Source organism: Terrabacter sp. R4-6 (genome assembly GCF_057529065.1).
Genome location: NZ_CP197224.1, coordinates 110,435 through 128,566 on the forward strand (window position 1 = coordinate 110,435; position 18,132 = coordinate 128,566).

17 protein-coding genes are annotated in these 18,132 nt (G+C 71.2%); 4 read left to right on the forward strand and 13 right to left on the reverse strand.

Annotation, left to right across the window (positions count from 1 at the left end):
* The first annotated feature begins 16 nt into the window (after positions 1-16).
* Together ACSSS0_RS00520 and ACSSS0_RS00525 are read left to right on the forward strand one after the other, a co-directional pair.
* Positions 17-4,018, forward strand: coding sequence for a Pls/PosA family non-ribosomal peptide synthetase (locus ACSSS0_RS00520; RefSeq protein ID WP_487229647.1), 4,002 nt, complete (start codon positions 17-19; stop codon positions 4,016-4,018).
* Positions 4,015-5,376: a M1 family metallopeptidase gene (locus ACSSS0_RS00525; protein ID WP_487229648.1), complete on the forward strand. Its 1,362-nt coding sequence runs from the start codon at positions 4,015-4,017 to the stop codon at positions 5,374-5,376. The genes ACSSS0_RS00520 and ACSSS0_RS00525 overlap by 4 nt, the downstream gene beginning before the upstream one ends.
* Before the next feature lie 4 nt (positions 5,377-5,380).
* Here ACSSS0_RS00525 and ACSSS0_RS00530 read toward each other — a convergent pair whose 3' ends face one another.
* A complete protein-coding gene (locus ACSSS0_RS00530; RefSeq protein WP_487229649.1) occupies positions 5,381-6,088 on the reverse strand; it encodes a 4'-phosphopantetheinyl transferase family protein in 708 nt (235 codons plus the stop codon).
* 149 nt (positions 6,089-6,237) lie between these two features.
* Between ACSSS0_RS00530 and ACSSS0_RS00535 the strand changes: the two genes are divergently transcribed.
* The gene (locus tag ACSSS0_RS00535) at positions 6,238-7,695 is read left to right on the forward strand and encodes a DUF2252 domain-containing protein (protein ID WP_487229650.1); all 1,458 of its coding nucleotides are present in this window, start codon (positions 6,238-6,240) and stop codon (positions 7,693-7,695) included.
* 27 nt (positions 7,696-7,722) lie between these two features.
* Here the strand turns inward: ACSSS0_RS00535 and ACSSS0_RS00540 are convergent, their stop codons facing one another.
* The 7 genes from ACSSS0_RS00540 to ACSSS0_RS00570 all read right to left on the reverse strand — a co-directional run bounded on the left by ACSSS0_RS00540 (position 7,723) and on the right by ACSSS0_RS00570 (position 12,050).
* Positions 7,723-8,073, reverse strand: a complete 351-nt coding sequence (locus ACSSS0_RS00540; RefSeq protein WP_487229651.1) for a hypothetical protein — start codon at positions 8,071-8,073, stop codon at positions 7,723-7,725.
* 115 nt (positions 8,074-8,188) lie between these two features.
* Positions 8,189-8,659, reverse strand: coding sequence for a DUF1801 domain-containing protein (locus ACSSS0_RS00545; protein ID WP_487229652.1), 471 nt, complete (start codon positions 8,657-8,659; stop codon positions 8,189-8,191).
* Between the two features lie 179 nt (positions 8,660-8,838).
* Positions 8,839-9,456, reverse strand: coding sequence for a DUF3618 domain-containing protein (locus ACSSS0_RS00550; RefSeq protein ID WP_487229653.1), 618 nt, complete (start codon positions 9,454-9,456; stop codon positions 8,839-8,841).
* Positions 9,457-9,473: 17 nt separating this feature from the next.
* Positions 9,474-9,977: a phage holin family protein gene (locus ACSSS0_RS00555; protein WP_487229654.1), complete on the reverse strand. Its 504-nt coding sequence runs from the start codon at positions 9,975-9,977 to the stop codon at positions 9,474-9,476.
* A complete protein-coding gene (locus ACSSS0_RS00560; protein WP_487229655.1) occupies positions 9,977-10,816 on the reverse strand; it encodes a hypothetical protein in 840 nt (279 codons plus the stop codon). Before ACSSS0_RS00560 ends, ACSSS0_RS00555 begins: the two co-directional genes overlap by 1 nt.
* A gap of 183 nt (positions 10,817-10,999) precedes the next feature.
* The gene (locus ACSSS0_RS00565) at positions 11,000-11,671 is read right to left on the reverse strand and encodes a DUF6766 family protein (RefSeq protein ID WP_487229656.1); all 672 of its coding nucleotides are present in this window, start codon (positions 11,669-11,671) and stop codon (positions 11,000-11,002) included.
* Between the two features lie 82 nt (positions 11,672-11,753).
* Complete coding sequence (locus ACSSS0_RS00570; protein WP_487229657.1) at positions 11,754-12,050, reverse strand: hypothetical protein; 297 nt, start codon at positions 12,048-12,050, stop codon at positions 11,754-11,756.
* A gap of 315 nt (positions 12,051-12,365) precedes the next feature.
* Between ACSSS0_RS00570 and ACSSS0_RS00575 the strand changes: the two genes are divergently transcribed.
* Positions 12,366-12,863, forward strand: a complete 498-nt coding sequence (locus ACSSS0_RS00575; RefSeq protein ID WP_487229658.1) for a hemerythrin domain-containing protein — start codon at positions 12,366-12,368, stop codon at positions 12,861-12,863.
* A 438-nt stretch (positions 12,864-13,301) separates the two neighbouring features.
* On the opposite strand, the gene ACSSS0_RS00580 is transcribed toward ACSSS0_RS00575, so the two are convergent.
* The 5 genes from ACSSS0_RS00580 to ACSSS0_RS00600 form a co-directional block, all read right to left on the reverse strand.
* Complete coding sequence (locus tag ACSSS0_RS00580) at positions 13,302-13,433, reverse strand: hypothetical protein (protein ID WP_487229659.1); 132 nt, start codon at positions 13,431-13,433, stop codon at positions 13,302-13,304.
* Positions 13,434-13,473: 40 nt separating this feature from the next.
* Positions 13,474-13,818 carry a hypothetical protein gene (locus ACSSS0_RS00585; protein ID WP_487229660.1) on the reverse strand — a complete coding sequence of 115 codons (345 nt, stop codon included), beginning with the start codon at positions 13,816-13,818 and terminating at the stop codon, positions 13,474-13,476.
* Positions 13,819-14,163: 345 nt separating this feature from the next.
* On the reverse strand, positions 14,164-14,538 hold the full coding sequence (locus tag ACSSS0_RS00590; RefSeq protein WP_487229661.1) for a hypothetical protein: 375 nt from the start codon (positions 14,536-14,538) through the stop codon (positions 14,164-14,166).
* A gap of 104 nt (positions 14,539-14,642) precedes the next feature.
* The gene (locus ACSSS0_RS00595; protein WP_487229662.1) at positions 14,643-17,057 is read right to left on the reverse strand and encodes a molybdopterin oxidoreductase family protein; all 2,415 of its coding nucleotides are present in this window, start codon (positions 17,055-17,057) and stop codon (positions 14,643-14,645) included.
* A gap of 140 nt (positions 17,058-17,197) precedes the next feature.
* The gene (locus ACSSS0_RS00600) at positions 17,198-18,103 is read right to left on the reverse strand and encodes an ANTAR domain-containing protein (protein ID WP_487229663.1); all 906 of its coding nucleotides are present in this window, start codon (positions 18,101-18,103) and stop codon (positions 17,198-17,200) included.
* Between the last annotated feature and the right edge of the window lie 29 nt (positions 18,104-18,132).

Consider the following 18,132-nt stretch of genomic DNA (forward strand, 5'->3'; position numbering starts at 1 on the left):
CTGACGAGGAGTACGCGTGGTGGACCCCCTGCTGGCCGGTGAGCGCGCCGCCGAGCCGCGGACGCTCGTCGACGTCCTTGCCGACGTCACGTCGCGCCACCCCGATGCGCCGGCCCTCGACGACACGGTCACCGTCCTGACGTACGCCGCGCTGACCGAGCAGGCGAGACGGCTCGCCGCAGAGCTCGTCGCCGTGGGCGTACGCCGTGGCGACCGGGTGGGCGTGCGCGTGCCCTCGGGGACCACTGACCTCTACGTCGCCGTCCTCGGCGTGCTCCACGCCGGGGCGGCGTACGTCCCCGTGGACGTCGACGACCCGCAGGAGCGGGCCGACCTCGTCTTCTCCGAGGCCGCGGTCGCTGCGGTCGTCGGGACCCGTCGCCAGGTCTTGGTGCCGTCCGGTTCCTCTTTCGTGCGGCCCACACGACGTCCCACCCCGCGCCCCGCCCGGGAGGGTCGCCATGCGCGGGCTGCCCTGCCGGACGTTCGTGTGGACGACGACGCCTGGGTCATCTTCACGTCCGGGTCGACCGGCGTGCCCAAGGGCGTGGCCGTCTCCCACCGGTCCGCGGCAGCCTTCGTCGACGCAGAGGCTCGGATGTTCCTGCAGGACAGTCCGATCGGCCCGGGCGACCGGGTGCTCGCCGGTCTCTCGGTCGCGTTCGACGCCTCGTGCGAGGAGATGTGGCTCGCGTGGGGACACGGAGCCTGCCTCGTCCCGGCGCCCCGGAGCCTCGTGCGCACCGGCATGGATCTCGGACCGTGGCTCGTGGCCCAGGACGTCACGGTCGTCTCCACGGTCCCGACGCTGGCCGCGCTGTGGCCGGCTGAGGCCCTCGAGCCGGTGCGACTGCTCGTCTTCGGGGGCGAGGCGTGCCCGCCCGAGCTCGCCGAGCGGCTCGTCGCTCCCGACCGCGAGGTCTGGAACACGTACGGTCCGACCGAGGCGACGGTCGTCGCGTGCGGCGCTCGGCTCGACGGGACGACCCCGATCCGGATCGGCCTGCCCCTCGACGGCTGGGACCTCGCCGTCGTCGGCCCCGACGACCGACCGGTCCCCCGGGGCGAGACGGGCCAGCTCATCATCGGCGGGGTCGGGCTCGCCCGCTATCTCGACCCCGCCAAGGACGCCGAGAAGTACGCCCCCATGCCGACCCTCGGCTGGGACCGGGCATACCGCTCGGGAGACCTCGTCGTCAACGACCCGGAGGGCCTCGTGTTCGTCGGCCGCGCCGACGAGCAGGTGAAGCTCGGCGGTCGCCGGATCGAGCTCGGCGAGGTCGACGCCGCGCTGCAGTCCCTCCCCGGGGTCGCCGGCGCCGCCGCGGCGGTCAAGACGACGCGTGCGGGGAGCCAGGTGCTCGTCGGCTACGTCGTGCCCGAGGTCGACGGCGCAGCCGACCCGACGGCGCCGGGCACCGCCTTCGACCGCACCGCGGCCCTCGCGCGGCTGCACGAGGAGCTGCCGGCTGCCCTCGTGCCGGTGCTTGCCGTCGTCGAGGCGCTGCCGACCCGCACGTCGGGCAAGGTCGACCGTGCGGCCCTGCCGTGGCCGCTGTCCGGCGCCACCGACGACGAGCCGACCGACCTCTCCGGCACGGCCGCCTGGCTCGCCGGTCACTGGACCGCGGTCCTCGGCACCGAGGTGCGCTCGGTCGAGGCCGACTTCTTCGACCACGGCGGCGGCAGCCTGTCGTCGGCCCGGCTCGTGTCGCTGCTGCGTGAGCGCTACCCCACGGTCACCGTGGCCGACGTCCACGCCCATCCCCGCCTCGGCGCGCAGGCCGACCTGCTCGAGACGATGGACACCGCCGACGGGTCACGGACCGAGCGCACGGTGCGCCGCATCCCGCGGCGCACCCAGCTCGTGCAGACGGCCGTGTCGATGGTCCTGCTCACGGTCAAGGGGCTCCAGTGGCTCGTGGGCCTCGTGACCCTCACCGAGCTGCTGCGCCTCGCTGGTCTGGCCGACTGGTCCCAGCCCGTGTCGTGGTGGGCGCTCGGGGTCGGCTGGCTCCTCTTCATCAGCCCGCTCGGCCGGATGGGCCTGTCCGCGTTGGCCGCCCGGCTCCTGCTCGCGGGCGTGCGACCCGGCAGCTACCCCCGCGGCGGGAGCGTGCAGATGCGGCTCTGGGCCGCCGAACGCTTCGCCGACGCCATGGGTGCCATCACGATGGCGGGGGCGCCGTGGATCATCTACTACGCGCGGATGCTCGGCGCCTCCGTCGGAGTCGGCGTCGACCTGCACTCCGTGCCGCCGGTCACGGGCATGCTGACGATCGGCTCCGGTGCCAGCATCGAGCCCGAGGTCGACCTCTCGGGCTACTGGATCGACGGCGACGTCGTCCACGTCGGCCTCGTCCACATCGGACGGGAGGCCGTCATCGGGGCCCGGAGCACCATCGGTCCCGACGTGCACGTAGGTCGCGGCGTTGTCGTCGAGGCCGGCTCGACCGTCCTCCGGTCCGTGCGGCCGGGACGGGTCGTCGCCGGCTCCCCCGCCCAGCGGGTCTCCGCCCCGAGCCGCTCCGGCTGGCCCTCGACCCGTCCCCCGAACGCACCGGCGTGGCTCGTGGTCTACGGGCTGTCCGGCATCCTCCTGTCGGTCCTGCCCTTCCTCGCCCTCGTCCCCGGCGCACTCGTCGTCGGCGGCGCGGTCGCCCGGGCCACGGGGTCGCGCGAGGCGGTCGGGACGGCATACGCGGCGGTGCCCGTCCTGACGGTGCTGGGCCTCGCCTCGCTGGCCGCCATCACGATCGTGCTGGTGCGCCTGCTGGCGATCGGGCTGCGCGAGGGCTACCACCCGGTGCGCGGCAGGGTCGGCTGGCAGGTGTGGGCGACCGAGCGGCTGCTCGACCAGGCACGCACCCTGCTCTTCCCCGTCTACGCGAGTCTCGTGACCCCGATCTGGCTGCGCGCGCTGGGGGCCCGGGTCGGTCGTGACGTCGAGGCCTCGACGGTGCTCCTGCTGCCGTCGATGACGTCCGTCGCCGACGGGGCCTTCCTCGCCGACGACACGATGGTCGCCGGTTACGAGCTGGCCCACGGGTGGGTGCACATCGCCCCCGCCAAGATCGGCAAGCGCGCCTTCCTCGGCAACAGCGGCATGACGGCGCCGGGCCGACGCGTGCCCAAGCACGGCCTCGTCGCGGTGCTCTCGGCCGCGCCGCAGAAGTCGAAGGCCGGGTCGAGCTGGCTCGGCAGCCCACCGGTGCGGCTGCGCCGGCCACCGCAGGGGTCCGACGACGAGCGGACGTTCGCTCCCCCGTTGCGGCTCAAGGTGGTGAGAGGCCTCGTCGAGCTGTGCCGGATCGTGCCTGTCATGGTGACGGTCGCGATCGGCGTCAGCGTCCTCGTGTCGCTCCAGTGGCTCATCGAGCTCGTCGGCCTCGCCGGGGCGGCCGTTTTGGGTGGTGTGGTCCTCGCGGCTGCCGGGGCCGTCGCCGCTGCCGTGACGACCCTCGCGAAGTGGGTCGTCGTCGGGCGCATCGGTGCGGTCGAGCACCCGCTGTGGAGCTCCTTCGTCTGGCGCAACGAGGTGGTCGACACGTTCGTCGAGATGGTCGCCGGGCCGTGGTTCGCGTGGACGGCGACGGGAACTCCTGCCATCAACGTCTGGCTGCGAAGCCTCGGGGCCCGGATCGGGCATGGGGTGTGGTGTGAGACCTACTGGCTGCCCGAGGCGGACCTCGTGACCCTCGGCGACGGCGTGACCGTCAACCGGGGCTGCGTCCTCCAGACCCACCTGTTCCATGATCGAATCATGAGCATGGACACGGTGACCCTCGAGGACGGAGCCACCCTCGGCCCCAACGGCGTGATCCTGCCCGCGGCGAGCATCGGCGTCGCCGCGACGGTCGGCCCGGGCTCGCTCGTGCTCCGGGGCGAGGCGGTGCCCCGCGGGACCCGGTGGACGGGCAACCCCATCGCGCCGTGGAGCGGCTCCGACCCGGTGGCCCACGCCTCCGGGCACGCGCCGGCCGAGTCGTCCGGAGACGTCGCGAGCGGCGTCCGATGACGGGCGGGCTCGCCCACCAGGTCCCTGCCCTCACCGACGCCTACACGCCCGACCGCGGCGACCCGGCCTACGAGGTCACCCACTACGACCTCGACCTCGACTACAAGGTGTCGACCAACCGCCTCGCCGGTCGCGCGGTCCTCCACGTCACCGCGCTCCACGACGTGCGGCGGCTCGTCGTCGACCTCGTGGGCCTGCGCGTCCTCAAGGTGTCGGTGGGCGGTCGCGCCGCCAAGTGGGTCCACCGTGGCCCCCGGGTGGTCGTCACCCCGTCGGTGCCGCTGTCGCGCGGCGAACGCACGCAGGTCGCGATCACGTATGCCGGCACGCCCGGTCCCGTGGCGACGCGCTGGGGCGACGTCGGCTGGGAGGAGCTCACCGAGGGCGTGCTCGTGGCCGCGCAGCCCAACGGAGCCGCGACGTGGTTCCCGTGCAACGACCATCCGCGGTCGAAGGCGACGTACCGCCTGGCGTTCGAGTGCGACACCCCCTACGACGTCGTGGCGACCGGTGCCCTCGTGGCTGCCCGGGCGCGTGGCAGCCGGACGCGTCGGGTCTTCGAGCAGGACGTCCCGATGGCGACCTACCTCGCCTCGGTCCACGTCGGCCGCTACGTGCGACGCGCCCTGGCACCGGCGGACGTGCCGATCGTCGTCGTGCTGCCGGCGACCCGCGAGCGCGACGTCATGCACGACCTCGAGCGGCTCCCCGCCATGACCAGCCTCTACGAGGCGCTCTTCGGGCCCTACCCCTTCGACGACTACACCGTCGTCGTCACCGCCGACGACCTCGAGATCCCGCTCGAGGCGCAGGCCATGGCGACGTTCGGGCCGAACTGGCTCGACGGGCGTCGCCGCCACGAGCGGCTCGTCGCGCACGAGCTCGCCCACCAGTGGTTCGGCAACAGCCTGACCCCGTCGACGTGGTCCGACATCTGGCTCAACGAGGGCTTCGCGTGCTACGCGGAGTGGCTCTGGGCCGAGCACGCCGACGGCGTCCCGGTCCGGGTCAACGCCGCGACCCACTGGTCCAGGCTCTCGCACCTGGCCCAGGACGTCGTGATCGCCGATCCCGGGCCCGACCTCATGTTCGACGACCGCGTCTACAAGCGGGGCGCCCTGACCCTGCACGCCCTGCGGGTGCAGCTCGGCGACGTGACCTTCTTCGACCTCGTGCGCGATTGGGTCGCGTCCCACCGGCACGGGTCCGTGACGACCGAGGAGTTCGTCACCCACGTCGAGACGTTCGTGCGGGAGACGACCCCCGTGGACGGTGACGCCGGCGCGCGACGTGCACGCGAGCTGCTCGAGCGGTGGCTGTGGGCCACTCCCCTGCCCCGCTTCGTCGGGGGCGCCTGACGGTTCAGTGGGCGCGTACCACCAGCGCTCCCGCGGCGGACTCGAGTGCGACGGCGGCGGCATACGCCCTCGGCACGTCGACGTCGACGTCGACGTCGACGACCGTCACCGACGGCATACCGGGGACGACGTCGGTCGGGACGCCTGGCACGGGCGTCACGAAGGTCGTCGGGTCGACGCGCAGGCCCACGCCGAGCGCCTTGAGGGCGGCCTCCTTGCGCACCCACGCCGCCGCGTCCGGGAGTCCCCTCGAGCCGTGGCCCCGCTCGTCGGCGTGCAGCGCCACGTCCGCGTAGCCGCGGAACTGCACGGCGTCGACGACCTCGATGTCGACGCCGACCGGTCCCGACCGGCTGAGCGCGAGCGCGACGAGGTCGCGGGTGCGACTGAGCGACAGGTGGATCCCGGGATCGTCGAGCAGGCGTGGGACACCGTGCTGCCGGCCGCAGTCGGGGCACGTGCGGTCGAAGCGCAGCGACTCGGGTGGCCGGCCCACGAGCCGGCCGACCTCCCGACGCGCGAGCGCGTGGAGCACGAGGTATGCCGCGGCGTCGCGGCGGTCCGCGAAGCGCACCCACCGCTCTCGCTCGTGCTCGTCGAGGCCTGCGTCGGCAGGTGCGGAGGTGCCCGGGAACCCGTGGGTCGTCGTCTCGCGCACCCACACGTCGACGGTCGCCGCGTTCGGGCTCGTCCGACCCTCGGCGCCGTCCACGCGCCAAGGATCGACGCCCGGGCCCGGATGCGCAAGGCACGCTCCGCCGGGACATCGCCCTGACGAGGTGATGCGCGGCCGGGCGTGCGGTGCCAGCGTCGAGGAGGGCGCACCTCGCGCTCCGTCACGACGCGCCTGAAGGAGAGACCGTGAGCAGCGACAGCCAGTCAGCGACGACGTCGGGGGCGCGCGAGCCGGGGACCGCCGGGAAGGTGACCCACCTGAGCCCGGACGAGCGGGTGGCGAGGGGCAAGGGCGCCCGCAACGAGACGCCGAGGAGCAGCCACGGCTCGTGGGAGCCGACGACGAACCGGCCCGACCCGATCACGCTGCTCGAGGTGCAGGCGACGAGCAGGGTGCCCGAGCTCGTGCCCCTGCGATACGGACGCATGCTCGTCTCACCGTTCACGTTCTACCGCGGCGCGGCCCTCATCATGGCCAGCGACCTCGCCGCCACCCCGCGCTCGGGATTCACCTCACAGATCTGCGGCGACGCGCACCTGTCGAACTTCGGCGTCTTCGCCTCACCCGAGCGCCGGCTCCTCTTCGACATGAACGACTTCGACGAGACGCTCCCCGGGCCCTGGGAGTGGGACGTCAAGCGTCTCGCGGCGAGCTTCGAGATCGCCGGCCGCGACAGAGGGTTCTCGTCCGCGGACCGGAGGATGGTCGTCAGGTCCTGCGTCGCGGAGTACCGGAGTCGGATGCAGCAGTTCGCCGAGGCCCGCAACCTCGACGTCTGGTACGCCCGCATCGAGGTCGAGAAGCTGTTCGAGGTCCTCAAGTCCAGCGTCACGAAGAAGCAGAAGGCCAAGGCGGAGGCCAACGTCGCCAAGGCCCGCACCCGCGACAGCATGCAGGCCTTCACCAAGCTGACCCATGACGTCGACGGCGAGCGTCGCATCATCTCCGACGCCCCCCTGGTCGTGCCGATCGAGGACCTGGCCCCGGCCGACTCGAGTCGCGACGACATCGAGAGCCAGCTCCGCAGCCTGATCCGGTCCTACCGGCGCACCCTCGAGACGGACCGGCGCGAGCTGCTCGAGTCCTTCCACTACGTCCACGCCGCCCGCAAGGTCGTCGGGGTCGGGAGCGTCGGCACCCGGGCCTGGATCATCCTCCTGCTCGGCAGGGACGGACAGGACCCGCTCTTCCTCCAGGCCAAGGAGGCCGAGGAGTCCGTCCTCGAGAGGTTCGTCGGTCGCAGCCGGTACCTCAACCACGGCCAGCGCGTCGTCGCGGGACAGCGGCTCATGCAGGCGTCCAGTGACATCTTCCTCGGGTGGCAGCGCGTCACCGGGCTCGACGGTCAGGTGCGCGACTTCTACCTGCGTCAGCTGCGCGACTGGAAGGGCTCGGCCGACGTCGAGACCATGCCCTCCAGCGTCATGGGCGCCTACGCCCGCATCTGTGGGGCCACCCTGGCCCGCGCGCACGCGCGCTCGGGTGACCGCATCGCCATCGCCTCCTACCTCGGCACGAGCGACACCTTCGACCGGGCGATCGCCGACTTCTCGTCCTCCTACGCCGACCAGAACGAGCGCGACTACGAGGCGCTCGTCGCCGCCGTCAGGTCCGGGCGCCTCGACGCCCAGACCGGGATGTAGCGGTCACGGCGCCTCGGGTGGTCAGTGTCACGGCGGACCGAACCGCTGCCACACCTCGTCACGTCGGCCGCCCGTCACCCGGCCGGCGTCGAAGACGAGACCGGGGCGGCTCCCGCTCTCGAACCGGCCCCGCTCCAGCTCGGCCACGGTGAACCACTCGGGCCCGTAGTCCTCCTCCGGCCGGTCCTGTCGACCATCGAGCCAGCACACCTTGCACGACATCCGTTCCTCGACGTCGCCACGGAACGGGGAGGAACGGTCGTAGGTCACGCGGGTGAGGAGGTGTGCCTGGGCTCGACCCTCGATCCGCAGCTCCCAGACGGCATCGCGATAGGGGTCCAGCCTCGGGTCGGACGACCAGGATTCGTCAGCGGACATGAAAGCCATGTCTACAGGTTTCAACGACCTGCGCGAACCATCTTGTCCAGCCTTGCCGCCGACGCAGGCACGCCCGACGCGACGCCCGAGGTCGACGACGGTGCGAGCAGTCAGCTCACGTCCGCACGGCCCTCTCGACGAGCGTCGCGATGGTCTTCGCACTCTCGTCGCTCAGCTCTTCCACGGCGTACGACGTCGGCCAGAGCCCGCCCTCTTCATCGAGCGTGGCGTGGACGCTGAATCCCAGTGTCGAGTAGCGCGCCTTGTCCATGAGGCCGCTCCGGAAGAAGACGATGACCTTTCCTCCGGCTCTCGCCCAGCCCGGCTGTCCGTAGTAGGGCTTCGGCAGCAGCTCTGGCGCGGCCTCGGTCACGATCGCATGGAGACGCTCAGCCGTGGCGCGGTCGGGCTGCGGCATCTCGGCGATCTTCGCCAAGGCAGCCGCTGCATCGGCCGCCGCCTTGTCCTCGGCGCTGGCGCGGCGGCCCTCGGCCTTCAGCTCCGCCGCGCGATCCTTCATCGCGGCTCGCTCCTGCGCAGAGAAGCGTCCTTCACGACTCTTGTCGGCTTTCGGCGCGGCGCTCATTCCTCGGCCGTCCTCTCGTCAGACTCGGCTCCTGACGACGGTAGACCACTCGAGTGCCCGTACGAGGAGCTCCGAGGAGGCGGCCTGACACCCGAGGAGTGACCCGGCTCGCTGGGGACGGGCCCAGCCGAAGGACCGGCGGCTCATGCCACCGGTCCTTCGAGCTCGTGCGATCGTGCTCAGTCCTGAGTGCGGTCCCGCACGGCGTCGGCGGAGTCCGCCGCACTGCTGCGCACGTCGCCGACCGCCTGCTGTCCCTCCTGCTTCACGTCGGCGGCAGCGCTGCGGGCCGTCTCGGTGACGGCCTGCGCGGCCTCCTGGGCGGGCTGCTTGAGGTGGTCGGCGGACTCGCTCGCCACGTCCTTGGCCACGCTCTGCACCTCGTCGAGGATGGGGGCGGCCCGGTCCTTGAGGTCCTGCGAGACCTCGCGTTCCTTCTCCGAGGCCGGCAGAAGCGACCCGAGGAGCCATCCGGCGCCGAGCGCGATCATCCCTGCAGCCAGGGGGTTTCCGCGGGCCCGGCGCTTGAGCGAGTCACCAGCCTGGGCGGCGGAGTCCCCGGCCCCGTGGGCGATCTGCGTGGTCTTGTCGCCGGCATCGGAGGCGGTGCCCATGACGTGGTCACGGACGGAGGCCGCACGGTCCTTGACCTTGGCGGCCTGACGGTGCGCCACATGGCTGGGGCTCACCGACTCGCCCAACGCGTTGACGTCGCGGCTCAGCCCCTCGCGGGTCCGCTCGATGTTGGCGCGGATCACGTCCGGGTCGTTCGACGTCGTGTCGGTGGCTGTGTTCACGGTCGGATCGTTCATGGTCATCGCGCGTCCTCATTTCCCATCAGCGCACCCGGGACCCGCTTGGCGGTCTCCGTCGTGCGCGGCATTCCCTGGATCTGTCTCGTTGTTCGTCGGCCGAGCATCGCGAGGACCGCGGCGGCGATCCCCCACACGGCCATGACGACGATCGCCGCCCACCCTCTGCTGTCCATGGCGTTGGAGAGCCACTCCCAGACGCCGAGGGAGAGGAACAGCAGCGTCATCCACCCCGCGAGGGCGGCTGCGCCGAACTGTCCGGCGGCCTTGCCCGCCCGTGTCGCGGACTCGCGGGCCTCCGCCTTGGCGAGCTCGACCTCCTGACGCAGCAAGGTCGATAGCCCTTCGCTGATGTCCCCGACGAGCTCGCCGAGCGATGCGCGCTCGGCCTTGTCGTGGGCTGCCTCGCTGGCACTGAGGGTGTCCGCGTATGCCGTCGCGTCGGGTGCGTGGGCGCCCGGCGTTTCGGGTGCGTGCGCGCCAGGCGCGTCGGGCCAGGTGCTCATCAGCGAGCTCCGCCGTGGCCCTCGGCGCTCAGGTCGACAGCGTCGGCCTGAGCCGTGCCGTACGGCGCCGTGACGGCATGGGTCTCGCTGTCACGGACCCCGACGGAGTACGGCGCGTCCTCGGAGGCTGTCCCCGCGGGAGCGGTCGGCATCATCGCCCCGACGCCCGAGCCCGATCGGACGTCCGTCGCGGTGGGGACAGGCCCGGGCCGTCCGGCGTCGGATGTGCCTGAGCCCGCGGCGAGTCCGCGCGTCATCCTTCCAGCAACGACGCCGAGCACGGCAGCGCCGAGCAGGAAGGTGCCGGGGCGACGTCGGGCGAACGAGCGCAGCTCGTCGACCATCTCGCCGGGCTGACGCTCGGACAGCCAGTCCGCCGCGGACCGGGCACGGTCGGACGCCTGCTCGGCGACCTCTCCCGCGATGCCCTTCGTCTCGGTGCTCGATGCCATCTGCCTCAGCTCGTCGGCGATCGAGCGGAGCCCGCTCGCCGCGCGCTCGCCCTGGGACGAGGCCTGCCCGTCCAGCTCGGAGCGGACCTGCTCGAAGAGCTGACGCAGCTGCGTGGTGACCTCGGACGTGACGTCCTTGACGCCGGTCGCAGCCGTCTCGGCCACCTGGCGCCCGCTCTGGGCCGCGTCGGAGGCGACGGACTTGGCCTCGTCGCCGACGACCGCCTTCGTGCTGTTCGTGCTGTTCGTGCTGTTGGTGCTGTCCGTGCTGTCCGTGCCGCCCTGAGGCGTCACCACGTCCGGGGTGGTGCGTGCGGCGCTGGAGACCGGAGTGGAGCTCCCGGCGACCTCGACTGGTGTGGGCGTGTCATACGGTCGTTCGGTCATGGGGTGTTTCCCTTCGCTGGCCGCGCGGCGGGAACGGCCAGCTTCTCGAGCCTCCACACACGCGGTTGTTGCACAGGTGAAATACCCAAACCCTCTGCAACTCAAGCCGATTCGTTCGGCCGATCGAGTGTTGCCGGGACCGGGTATGTATCAGCACCGTCTACCGCTGTTGCCGATCTCGGCTCAGCCTTCGACACCGGTTGAGGAGTGCGACTGCCCGACGGGCTTGGACTCGGGTGAACCCCTTTCCCGGAGGTAGATGCTCAGCACCACCATGCTCGCGACGGCCAGGAACTCGGACTGCCAGTTCTGGAAGGTGCGGTTCCAGAAGTCAGGGGCGGCCGCGTACTCGGTCCAGTCGAGGGGCGCCTTGAGGTCCTGGATCTGGTCGGCGTTGTACGCCGCACGTCCGGCGATGAACTGCGCCAGCCAGGAGAGCAGGAAGATGGCCGCCATGGTCAGGCCGAGCGATCGCGAGAACAGTCGCAGGCGCCACCCGCCCACCTTCGCCCACGCCGGCGAGTCCTCCTGGGCGTAACGGCCGACCTTCTGGTCCTTGTCGGACTCGCGGCCCAGCGATACCAGCGGCTTCGACTCGGGGGACCCCTTCTGGGCCAGCCAGACGGTGAGCAGGATGAACAGGAGGAACTGCAGGTACTCGGACTGCCAGTTCTCGGCCACGTCGACCGCGAACTGCGAGGACGTCACGTACCGGAGCAGCCCCATCGACGGCAATCCGGCGTCGGCCGCCTGCCGGTTGTAGGACGCCAGACCTGTCAGCGCCTGCCCGACGAGAGCCACCACCAGCAGGCCCGTGAACGCCAAGGTCAGTCCCTGCTCACGAACGCGCCTCATCGCTGCACCATCCCGACGAAGATGCAGGCGGCCAGCACGAAGGCGATGAACAGCAGGATGCCCACGAAGGCGACGCGCATGATCAGGCTCCCTTCAGGTCACAGGAGAAGGGGCGGTCCTGTTCCTGGGGCGTGCAGCCGGCAGCAGTGACACGCCAGCCGGCGCCGAAGAGCGCCAGGAACACCGTGTCGTGCTCCAGCCGGACCATGGCGTCCTGGCCGTACACCTCCACCGTGAGCACCCGCCCGGCGTCGGGCAAGTCGGCGTCGGCGATGCCTTGGGCACACGGACCGGAGGCGTCCTCGAGCTCCTGACGGGTCTCCGGAGCCAGGAGGTCACAGGCCGTGTCGGGCTGTGCCCCGACGGCTGCGCTGAACATCGTGGCGGTCTCGCCGGCTGCTGTCGCCCCGGGCGAGGCATCGCCCGAGCAGCCAACCAGAGCCCAGCAGGCGCACACCACGAACGCAGGAAGCACTCGACGACGAGTCATGGCGCGACCCTACGGTCTCGGAAGGTGCAAGAGCCCCACACACGCCACGTTGTCAGCGTTCTCCCAGCCCCCGCGATCGCCGACGGGAGGACCAGAGGTGGGGCAGCCAGCCCCGGTCTGGTTGGCCGAATCTCCTGTGGGTACGGGACGGCTGGACGGCGTCGTGGCCGTCGCCGCCCGTCTCCGCTGCTCGAAGGAGTGCCCGTGTCCACCGATGCCATCGTCATGCTCAAGCAGGACCACAAGGACGTGCGCGAGCAGTTCCGCACCTTCCGCAAGCCCGACCAGACCCCGGTCCAGAAGCAGAAGATCGTCGACACGATCCTCGAGCTGCTGACCGTGCACACCTACATCGAGAACGAGGTCATGTACCCCCGCGTGCGGGCCCTGCTGCCCGACCTCGAGGACGACGTGCTCGAGTCCTACGAGGAGCACCACGTCGCCGACGTGCTCGCCATGGAGCTCGCCGCGATGGACGCCACCGACGAGCGCTTCGACGCCAAGACCACCGTGCTCATCGAGAACGTCGAGCACCACATGGCCGAGGAGGAGCAGGACTGGTTCCCCAAGGTCCGCGACGGACTCGGTCGCAAGCAGCTCCAGGAGCTCGGCGAGGAGCTGCTCGCGGCCAGGAAGAAGGCGCCGCGCCGACCCGAGCAGCCCAGCGCCATGAAGAAGGCCGTCGACGCCGTCATCTCCTGAACTGCCAGAGCGAGCGTCGGCGAACACCAGTGAAGGAGTGTCCATGAGCGGCCAGATTCCCCCGGTACCGGTGGAGAGCGGTCCGGAGAGTCCCTGTGACTGCGACAACTGCCCGGAGGGCTGCACGTGTGACTCGTGCCCGTGCGACGACTGCACGTGCGCGACCTGCGGCCATTCCGCCTGAAGTTCTGTCGGACAGCGGGGCCCTGAGTCCCACCTGTGCCGAGCCAGAGCCCGTTTGGCGTCGATGAGATCGGGTATTTCAGCCTCGTGATCGCTGAAGAGCACCGCCCCGTCACCGAGCTCAGCATCCGGGAGCTGCTCGCCGAGCTCACTCGCGTCGAGGACCGGCTGCGCGAGCAGGCCCATCATGTGGGGCCCCACCCCCTTCCCGGGCAAGTCAGTCGTGAGGCCGCCCTGCGTCGACGTGAACGCTCCCTACTGGCCGAGCTGCGCAGCCGACGGGATGCGGGCCCAGAAGGCCAGCCGGAGCCACAGGACGAGCTCGGCCCCGGGGAACAGGCCACGCCCGCCGACTCCCCACGTCGCGAGGAGACGCTGGGGCGTCACTAGACGTCCCAGGTCGGCACCCTGTCTCCCGTCGGCCACCTCACAGCTGTTTGCGGACGCCGGCTTCATGGCTGAGCGAGGCGAGCTCATCGCGCCGCGTGGCCGTCATGGTGTCTGCTCCGGCCCCACGTCGCCCGAGAGGCATCACCGTCGTGTGCCGCACGTCCTCGAGCTCGAAGGCGATGGCGGCATACCCCGCGACCAGGGCGAGCGCCAGACCGACCCAGCCCGCGGCGGTGAGCCACGATGCTGAGCCGGTCAGCTGCCCGACGCCGGTCATGGCGAAGCGCACGGCGCTGAGGCCCATGACGGCCATGGCGGCGAGCTTGCCCGTCGCAGCTGCGGTGGGGACGACCATCGCCACGGCCGAGCACAGGAGCAGCACGCCGAGCGCAGGAGACGTGGTGCCGGGCAGAGCCGAGCGTCGTGAGTCCCACAGTCGCCCAGGTCCCCGCGAGGATCCCCATGCCCGTGCCTGCGACCGGGTCTCGCGCCATGAAGCCCAGGACGCAGACGATGGTCTGGAGCGGCGTGGTGAGCACGAGCAGCGAGAGCGCGACGACGTGCCCCTGAGCGGGCGCGAGGACGCCGAGCTGCAGCATCGCCGTTGACGTTGTGCCGACCATGAGCGCGAGGAACCCGAGCGGAAGGGGGTTGCCGATCGGTCGCACCACGACACGTGTCTCGACGCGGTCCGTGTCGACGCCGTGAGATGTCGAGGTGCTCGTGCTCATACGACCAGCGCCTGGGTCGAGGACTCCTTGATCTTGGCATTCGCCCAGGTGGCTTGGCGTTTCGTCTCCGACTGGCATCGCGTCGCGAGCTCCAGCAGCTCGTCATGGACGATGGCCTGCGCGGCCTGCCCCACCATCTCCCAGTCGGTCAGCACCCCGGAGGCGCGGAGGTAGACGTCGCGCAGATCGCGGACCATCGCGAGCTCTGTCTCGGTGGAACGTCCTCGGCGCTCGGACATCCACTGCCGTGCGTCGTCGACGAGCGTCGGCGTCCCGTCAGGCACCGGGTCGAGGTCCTCGCCGAAAGCGGTTGCCATGGAGGCGATCTCGCGCACGTGGCGGGTTGACCACTCCGCGAGGTGTCGGCCCATGCGGTGCACCTCGTGATCGGCGCGGTGCTCGTCGGACAGCCTGAGAAGGGTCCGTGCGAGCTCGTTCTCGTCGTGATGGAGGTCCCGCAGGACGGTTCCGATCCTCATCGCTGCGCTCCTTCGGTCGCGTCCGCCTGCACCGGCGCTGAAGCCGTGTTGTCCGGGGCCGGCGACGGCGTGCCGTCGCCGTCAGCAACCTTGCGCACGGCGCAGGCGGCGGTCTTGAAGATGGGCTGCTTCGACGCGGGGTCCCAGTCCGTCGCCGTCAGCTCGTTGGCGGCGCGCCCGTGCTCCTCGGGTCGCCACCCCTCCGCCGTGTCCCAGTAGCCGTAGTGGAACGGCAGGAACACCACCCCGGGGCGTATGCCGCTCACGCGCACCCGTGCGTGCACCTCGCCCCGCGGCGTCGCGACCTCCGCCAGGTCGCCCTCGCGAAGCCCGTACGTCTCGGCGTCGGAGGCCGACACCTCGACCCAGACATCGGGCGCCGCGGCCTGCAGCTCGGGCACGCGCCCGGTGCGCGTCCGGGTGTGGAAGTGGTAGACCGTCCGCCCGGTGATGAGCTGGAGCGGGTGCTGCTCGTCGGGCATCTCGTGCGGCGGCCGGTAGTCGGAGGCCTTGACGACCGCCCGACCGAACGGATTGAGCGCGCGGTACTCCTGCTCCTCGACGGGCGCCCCGGTCTCGAGATCGCGGCCGTAGGTCTCACAGTCGTCCGGCGACGCCCAGAAGGCGCCTCCGGCATACAACCGTTCCGTCCCGTCCGGCGCCTCGTCAGTGCAGGGCCACTGGATGCCGCTGCCTCCACGCAGCTTCTCGTAGCTCAAGCCGCTGTAGTCGCAGGGCCGTCCACGGCTGCACTCGCGCCAGGCGTCGAACGCCTCCTCAGGCGTCGACCACGTGACGAGCGGCTGGCCGTCCTTGTCCTTCAGGCCCATCCGGCGCGCGAAGTCGACGAAGATGTCGAGGTCGGACCGCGCCTCTCCCGGTGGGTCGACGGCCTTGTCCGACAGGTGCACGGTGCGGTCGGCGTTCGTGAAGGCGCCGGTCTTCTCGCCCCACGCTGCGGCCGGCAGGACCACGTCGGCGAGCTGCGCGGTCTCCGTGAGGAAGATGTCCTGGACGACGAGGAACAGCCGCTCCTGGGAGAGGATGGAGCGCATGCGGGCCAGCTCCGGCATCGAGACCACGGGGTTGGTCCCCGACACCCAGAGCAACCGGATGGAGCCGTCCTCGACGTAGCGCATGATCTGCATCGCGTGGGTGGGTGGCGTCGCGTGCGGGATCTGCTTGGCCTCGACGTTCCAGACCCGCGCGAGGTCCTCGAGGTGGGCCTGGTTGCCCCAGTTGCGGAAGCCCGCCATGTCGCCGTCGGCGCCGCACTCGCGCGTGTTCTGTGCCGTGGGCTGCCCGTTCATCTGCAGGATGCCGCAGCCGGGCCGCCCGATCATGCCGCGCAGCAGGTGCAGGTTGTTGACCTGCACCGCGGCGGCGGTCGCTTGGTGCGACTGGTAAAAGCCCTGGAGCACGGTGGAGAGCAGCGCCCGGGCCTCTCCGACGAGACGGGCGGCGGCCCGGATGTCCGCCGCTGGCACGTCGCAGATCGTGCTGACGACCTCCGGCGTGTAGCGGGCGACGGTCATCTCGAGATCGGCGTAGCCGACGGTGTGGGCGCTCAGCCATTCATCGTCGACGTGGCCATCGGCGATGACCTGGTGGAGCAGGGCGTTCATGAGGGCGACGTTGGTGCCCGGGCGTGGAGCGAGATGGACGGTCGCGGCCCCTGCGACGGGAGTCGGTCGCGGGTCGACACAGATCACCGCGGGCGGGTCGTCGCCGGCCAGCCGGTCGAGGATCCGCATCCACAGCACGGTCTGGGTCTCGGCGACGTTGTGGCCGAAGAGGGCGATGACGTCCGCGTGGTCGACGTCCGTGTAGGAGCCCGGCTGCCCGTCGCTGCCGAAGGTCTCCTTGAGGGCCTCGGCCGCCGTTGCGGTGCAGAGGCGCGTGTTGCCGTCGACGTGGTTGGTGCGGATGCCACCGTGGGCAACGAGCGCCAGCGTGTAGTACTCCTCGAGGAAGAGCTGTCCGGTCGTGTAGAAGCCGATGGCGCTCGGTCCCTGTTCGTCGAGGAGCTGCTGCGTCCGAGCGACGACGGCGTCCATCGCCTCGTCCCACGAGCATTCGACGAGTCGGCCGTCGCGCCGGACCAGAGGACGCGTGAGCCGATCCGCTGACTGGATCGCCTGCCAGCCGTAGAGGTCCTTGGGACCCAGCCGTCCCCGGTTGACACGGTCGTCCGCGCGGCCGCGGACGCCGACCATCCGACCGTCGCGGACGGCGACGTCGAAGGCGTCCCCGTTGGAGTGCAGCGTCGATGCCGTCTGCACCCAGCGGTCGACGTCGGCGGGGGCGACTCCTGACGCGAGGTGCGCGTCGACCCTGACCGGCCAGGCGCCACCGCGCGAGTAGGGCGTCCGGTCACCCCAGACGTCGCCAATGCGGTCCTCGGTCGTCACAGGCGTCTCCTCGTCAACAGGCCGTCGGCGAGCGGCGAGCGGGTCAGGACCGTTGGCCCTTCGGCGGTCCCTTACCCAACACGCGATGCCTGAGTCGGAGGGGCGAGCGGGCGATGACGCGCGACGACGTCAGACGGCCGTCATTCCTCGTCCGACAAGACCTCCACCAGCGTGCGCGCCAGGACGAACACCGCCACGCCTGCGCGGGCCGCGGCGGCCTGGAGCCGTCTCTCGGCATCGTCCGGACTCAGACCTCGAGCGCTCATGAGCAGCCCCACGGCGTGGTCGACGAAGGCCTGTCCCCGTAGACGCTCAGGGCTCTTGACGGCTTCCAGACGAGACTCGAACGAGAGGTCAGCATTGGTGACGGCCCCCGGCGCCCAGGCACCGAAGAGCTCGGCCAGCACCTCGGTCTTGCCGTGGAAGGTCTCGGGTTCGGATCCGTAGAGGTTGACTCCCCCGGTCACGACGCCGCTGCGCCGGAAGGGCAAGGACAGCGTGCTCCGGATCCCCGCGGCGGCCGTCGCCTGGGCGAAGAGCAGCCACGTCGACTCATCAAGGAGTCCGGCCGTGTCAGTGAGGACGATGTTGTCCTCGCGGATCGCCTCGACACACGGACCGTCGTCCACGTACTGCACTCCGTCGAGTGCGGCGATGCGGTAGTCGGAGGAGACGTAGGTCAGGACGAGGTCGTCCGTCAGCAGGGCCAGGCTCACGCCCACGAGTCCGGGCACGCTCGCGCGGGCCGTGGCGGTGAGCTCTTCCAGGTCCTTGCGCAGGTCCATGTCGCCGTAGCGCTCGAGCTCGACGAGCGCTTCGTGGGTCTCGGGTATCGGTTCCACCGTCTCTCCATCGACGTCCTGGTGCGGCCGCCCACCCTGGACGGACCGAGCGGCCTCCCGCCGCCCAACCCCCACGTGCCCGGACGGGCCGGGGCCAAACACGCAGCGACCTCGGGTTCGTCGAGGGCCATGGACGTGGGCGGCGTGCAGATGGGTACGGAACACCCGAGCCGGCAGGAAGGGCTCCACGATGATGACGACCACCCGACGGTGACTCGGAAGACGACGTCGCC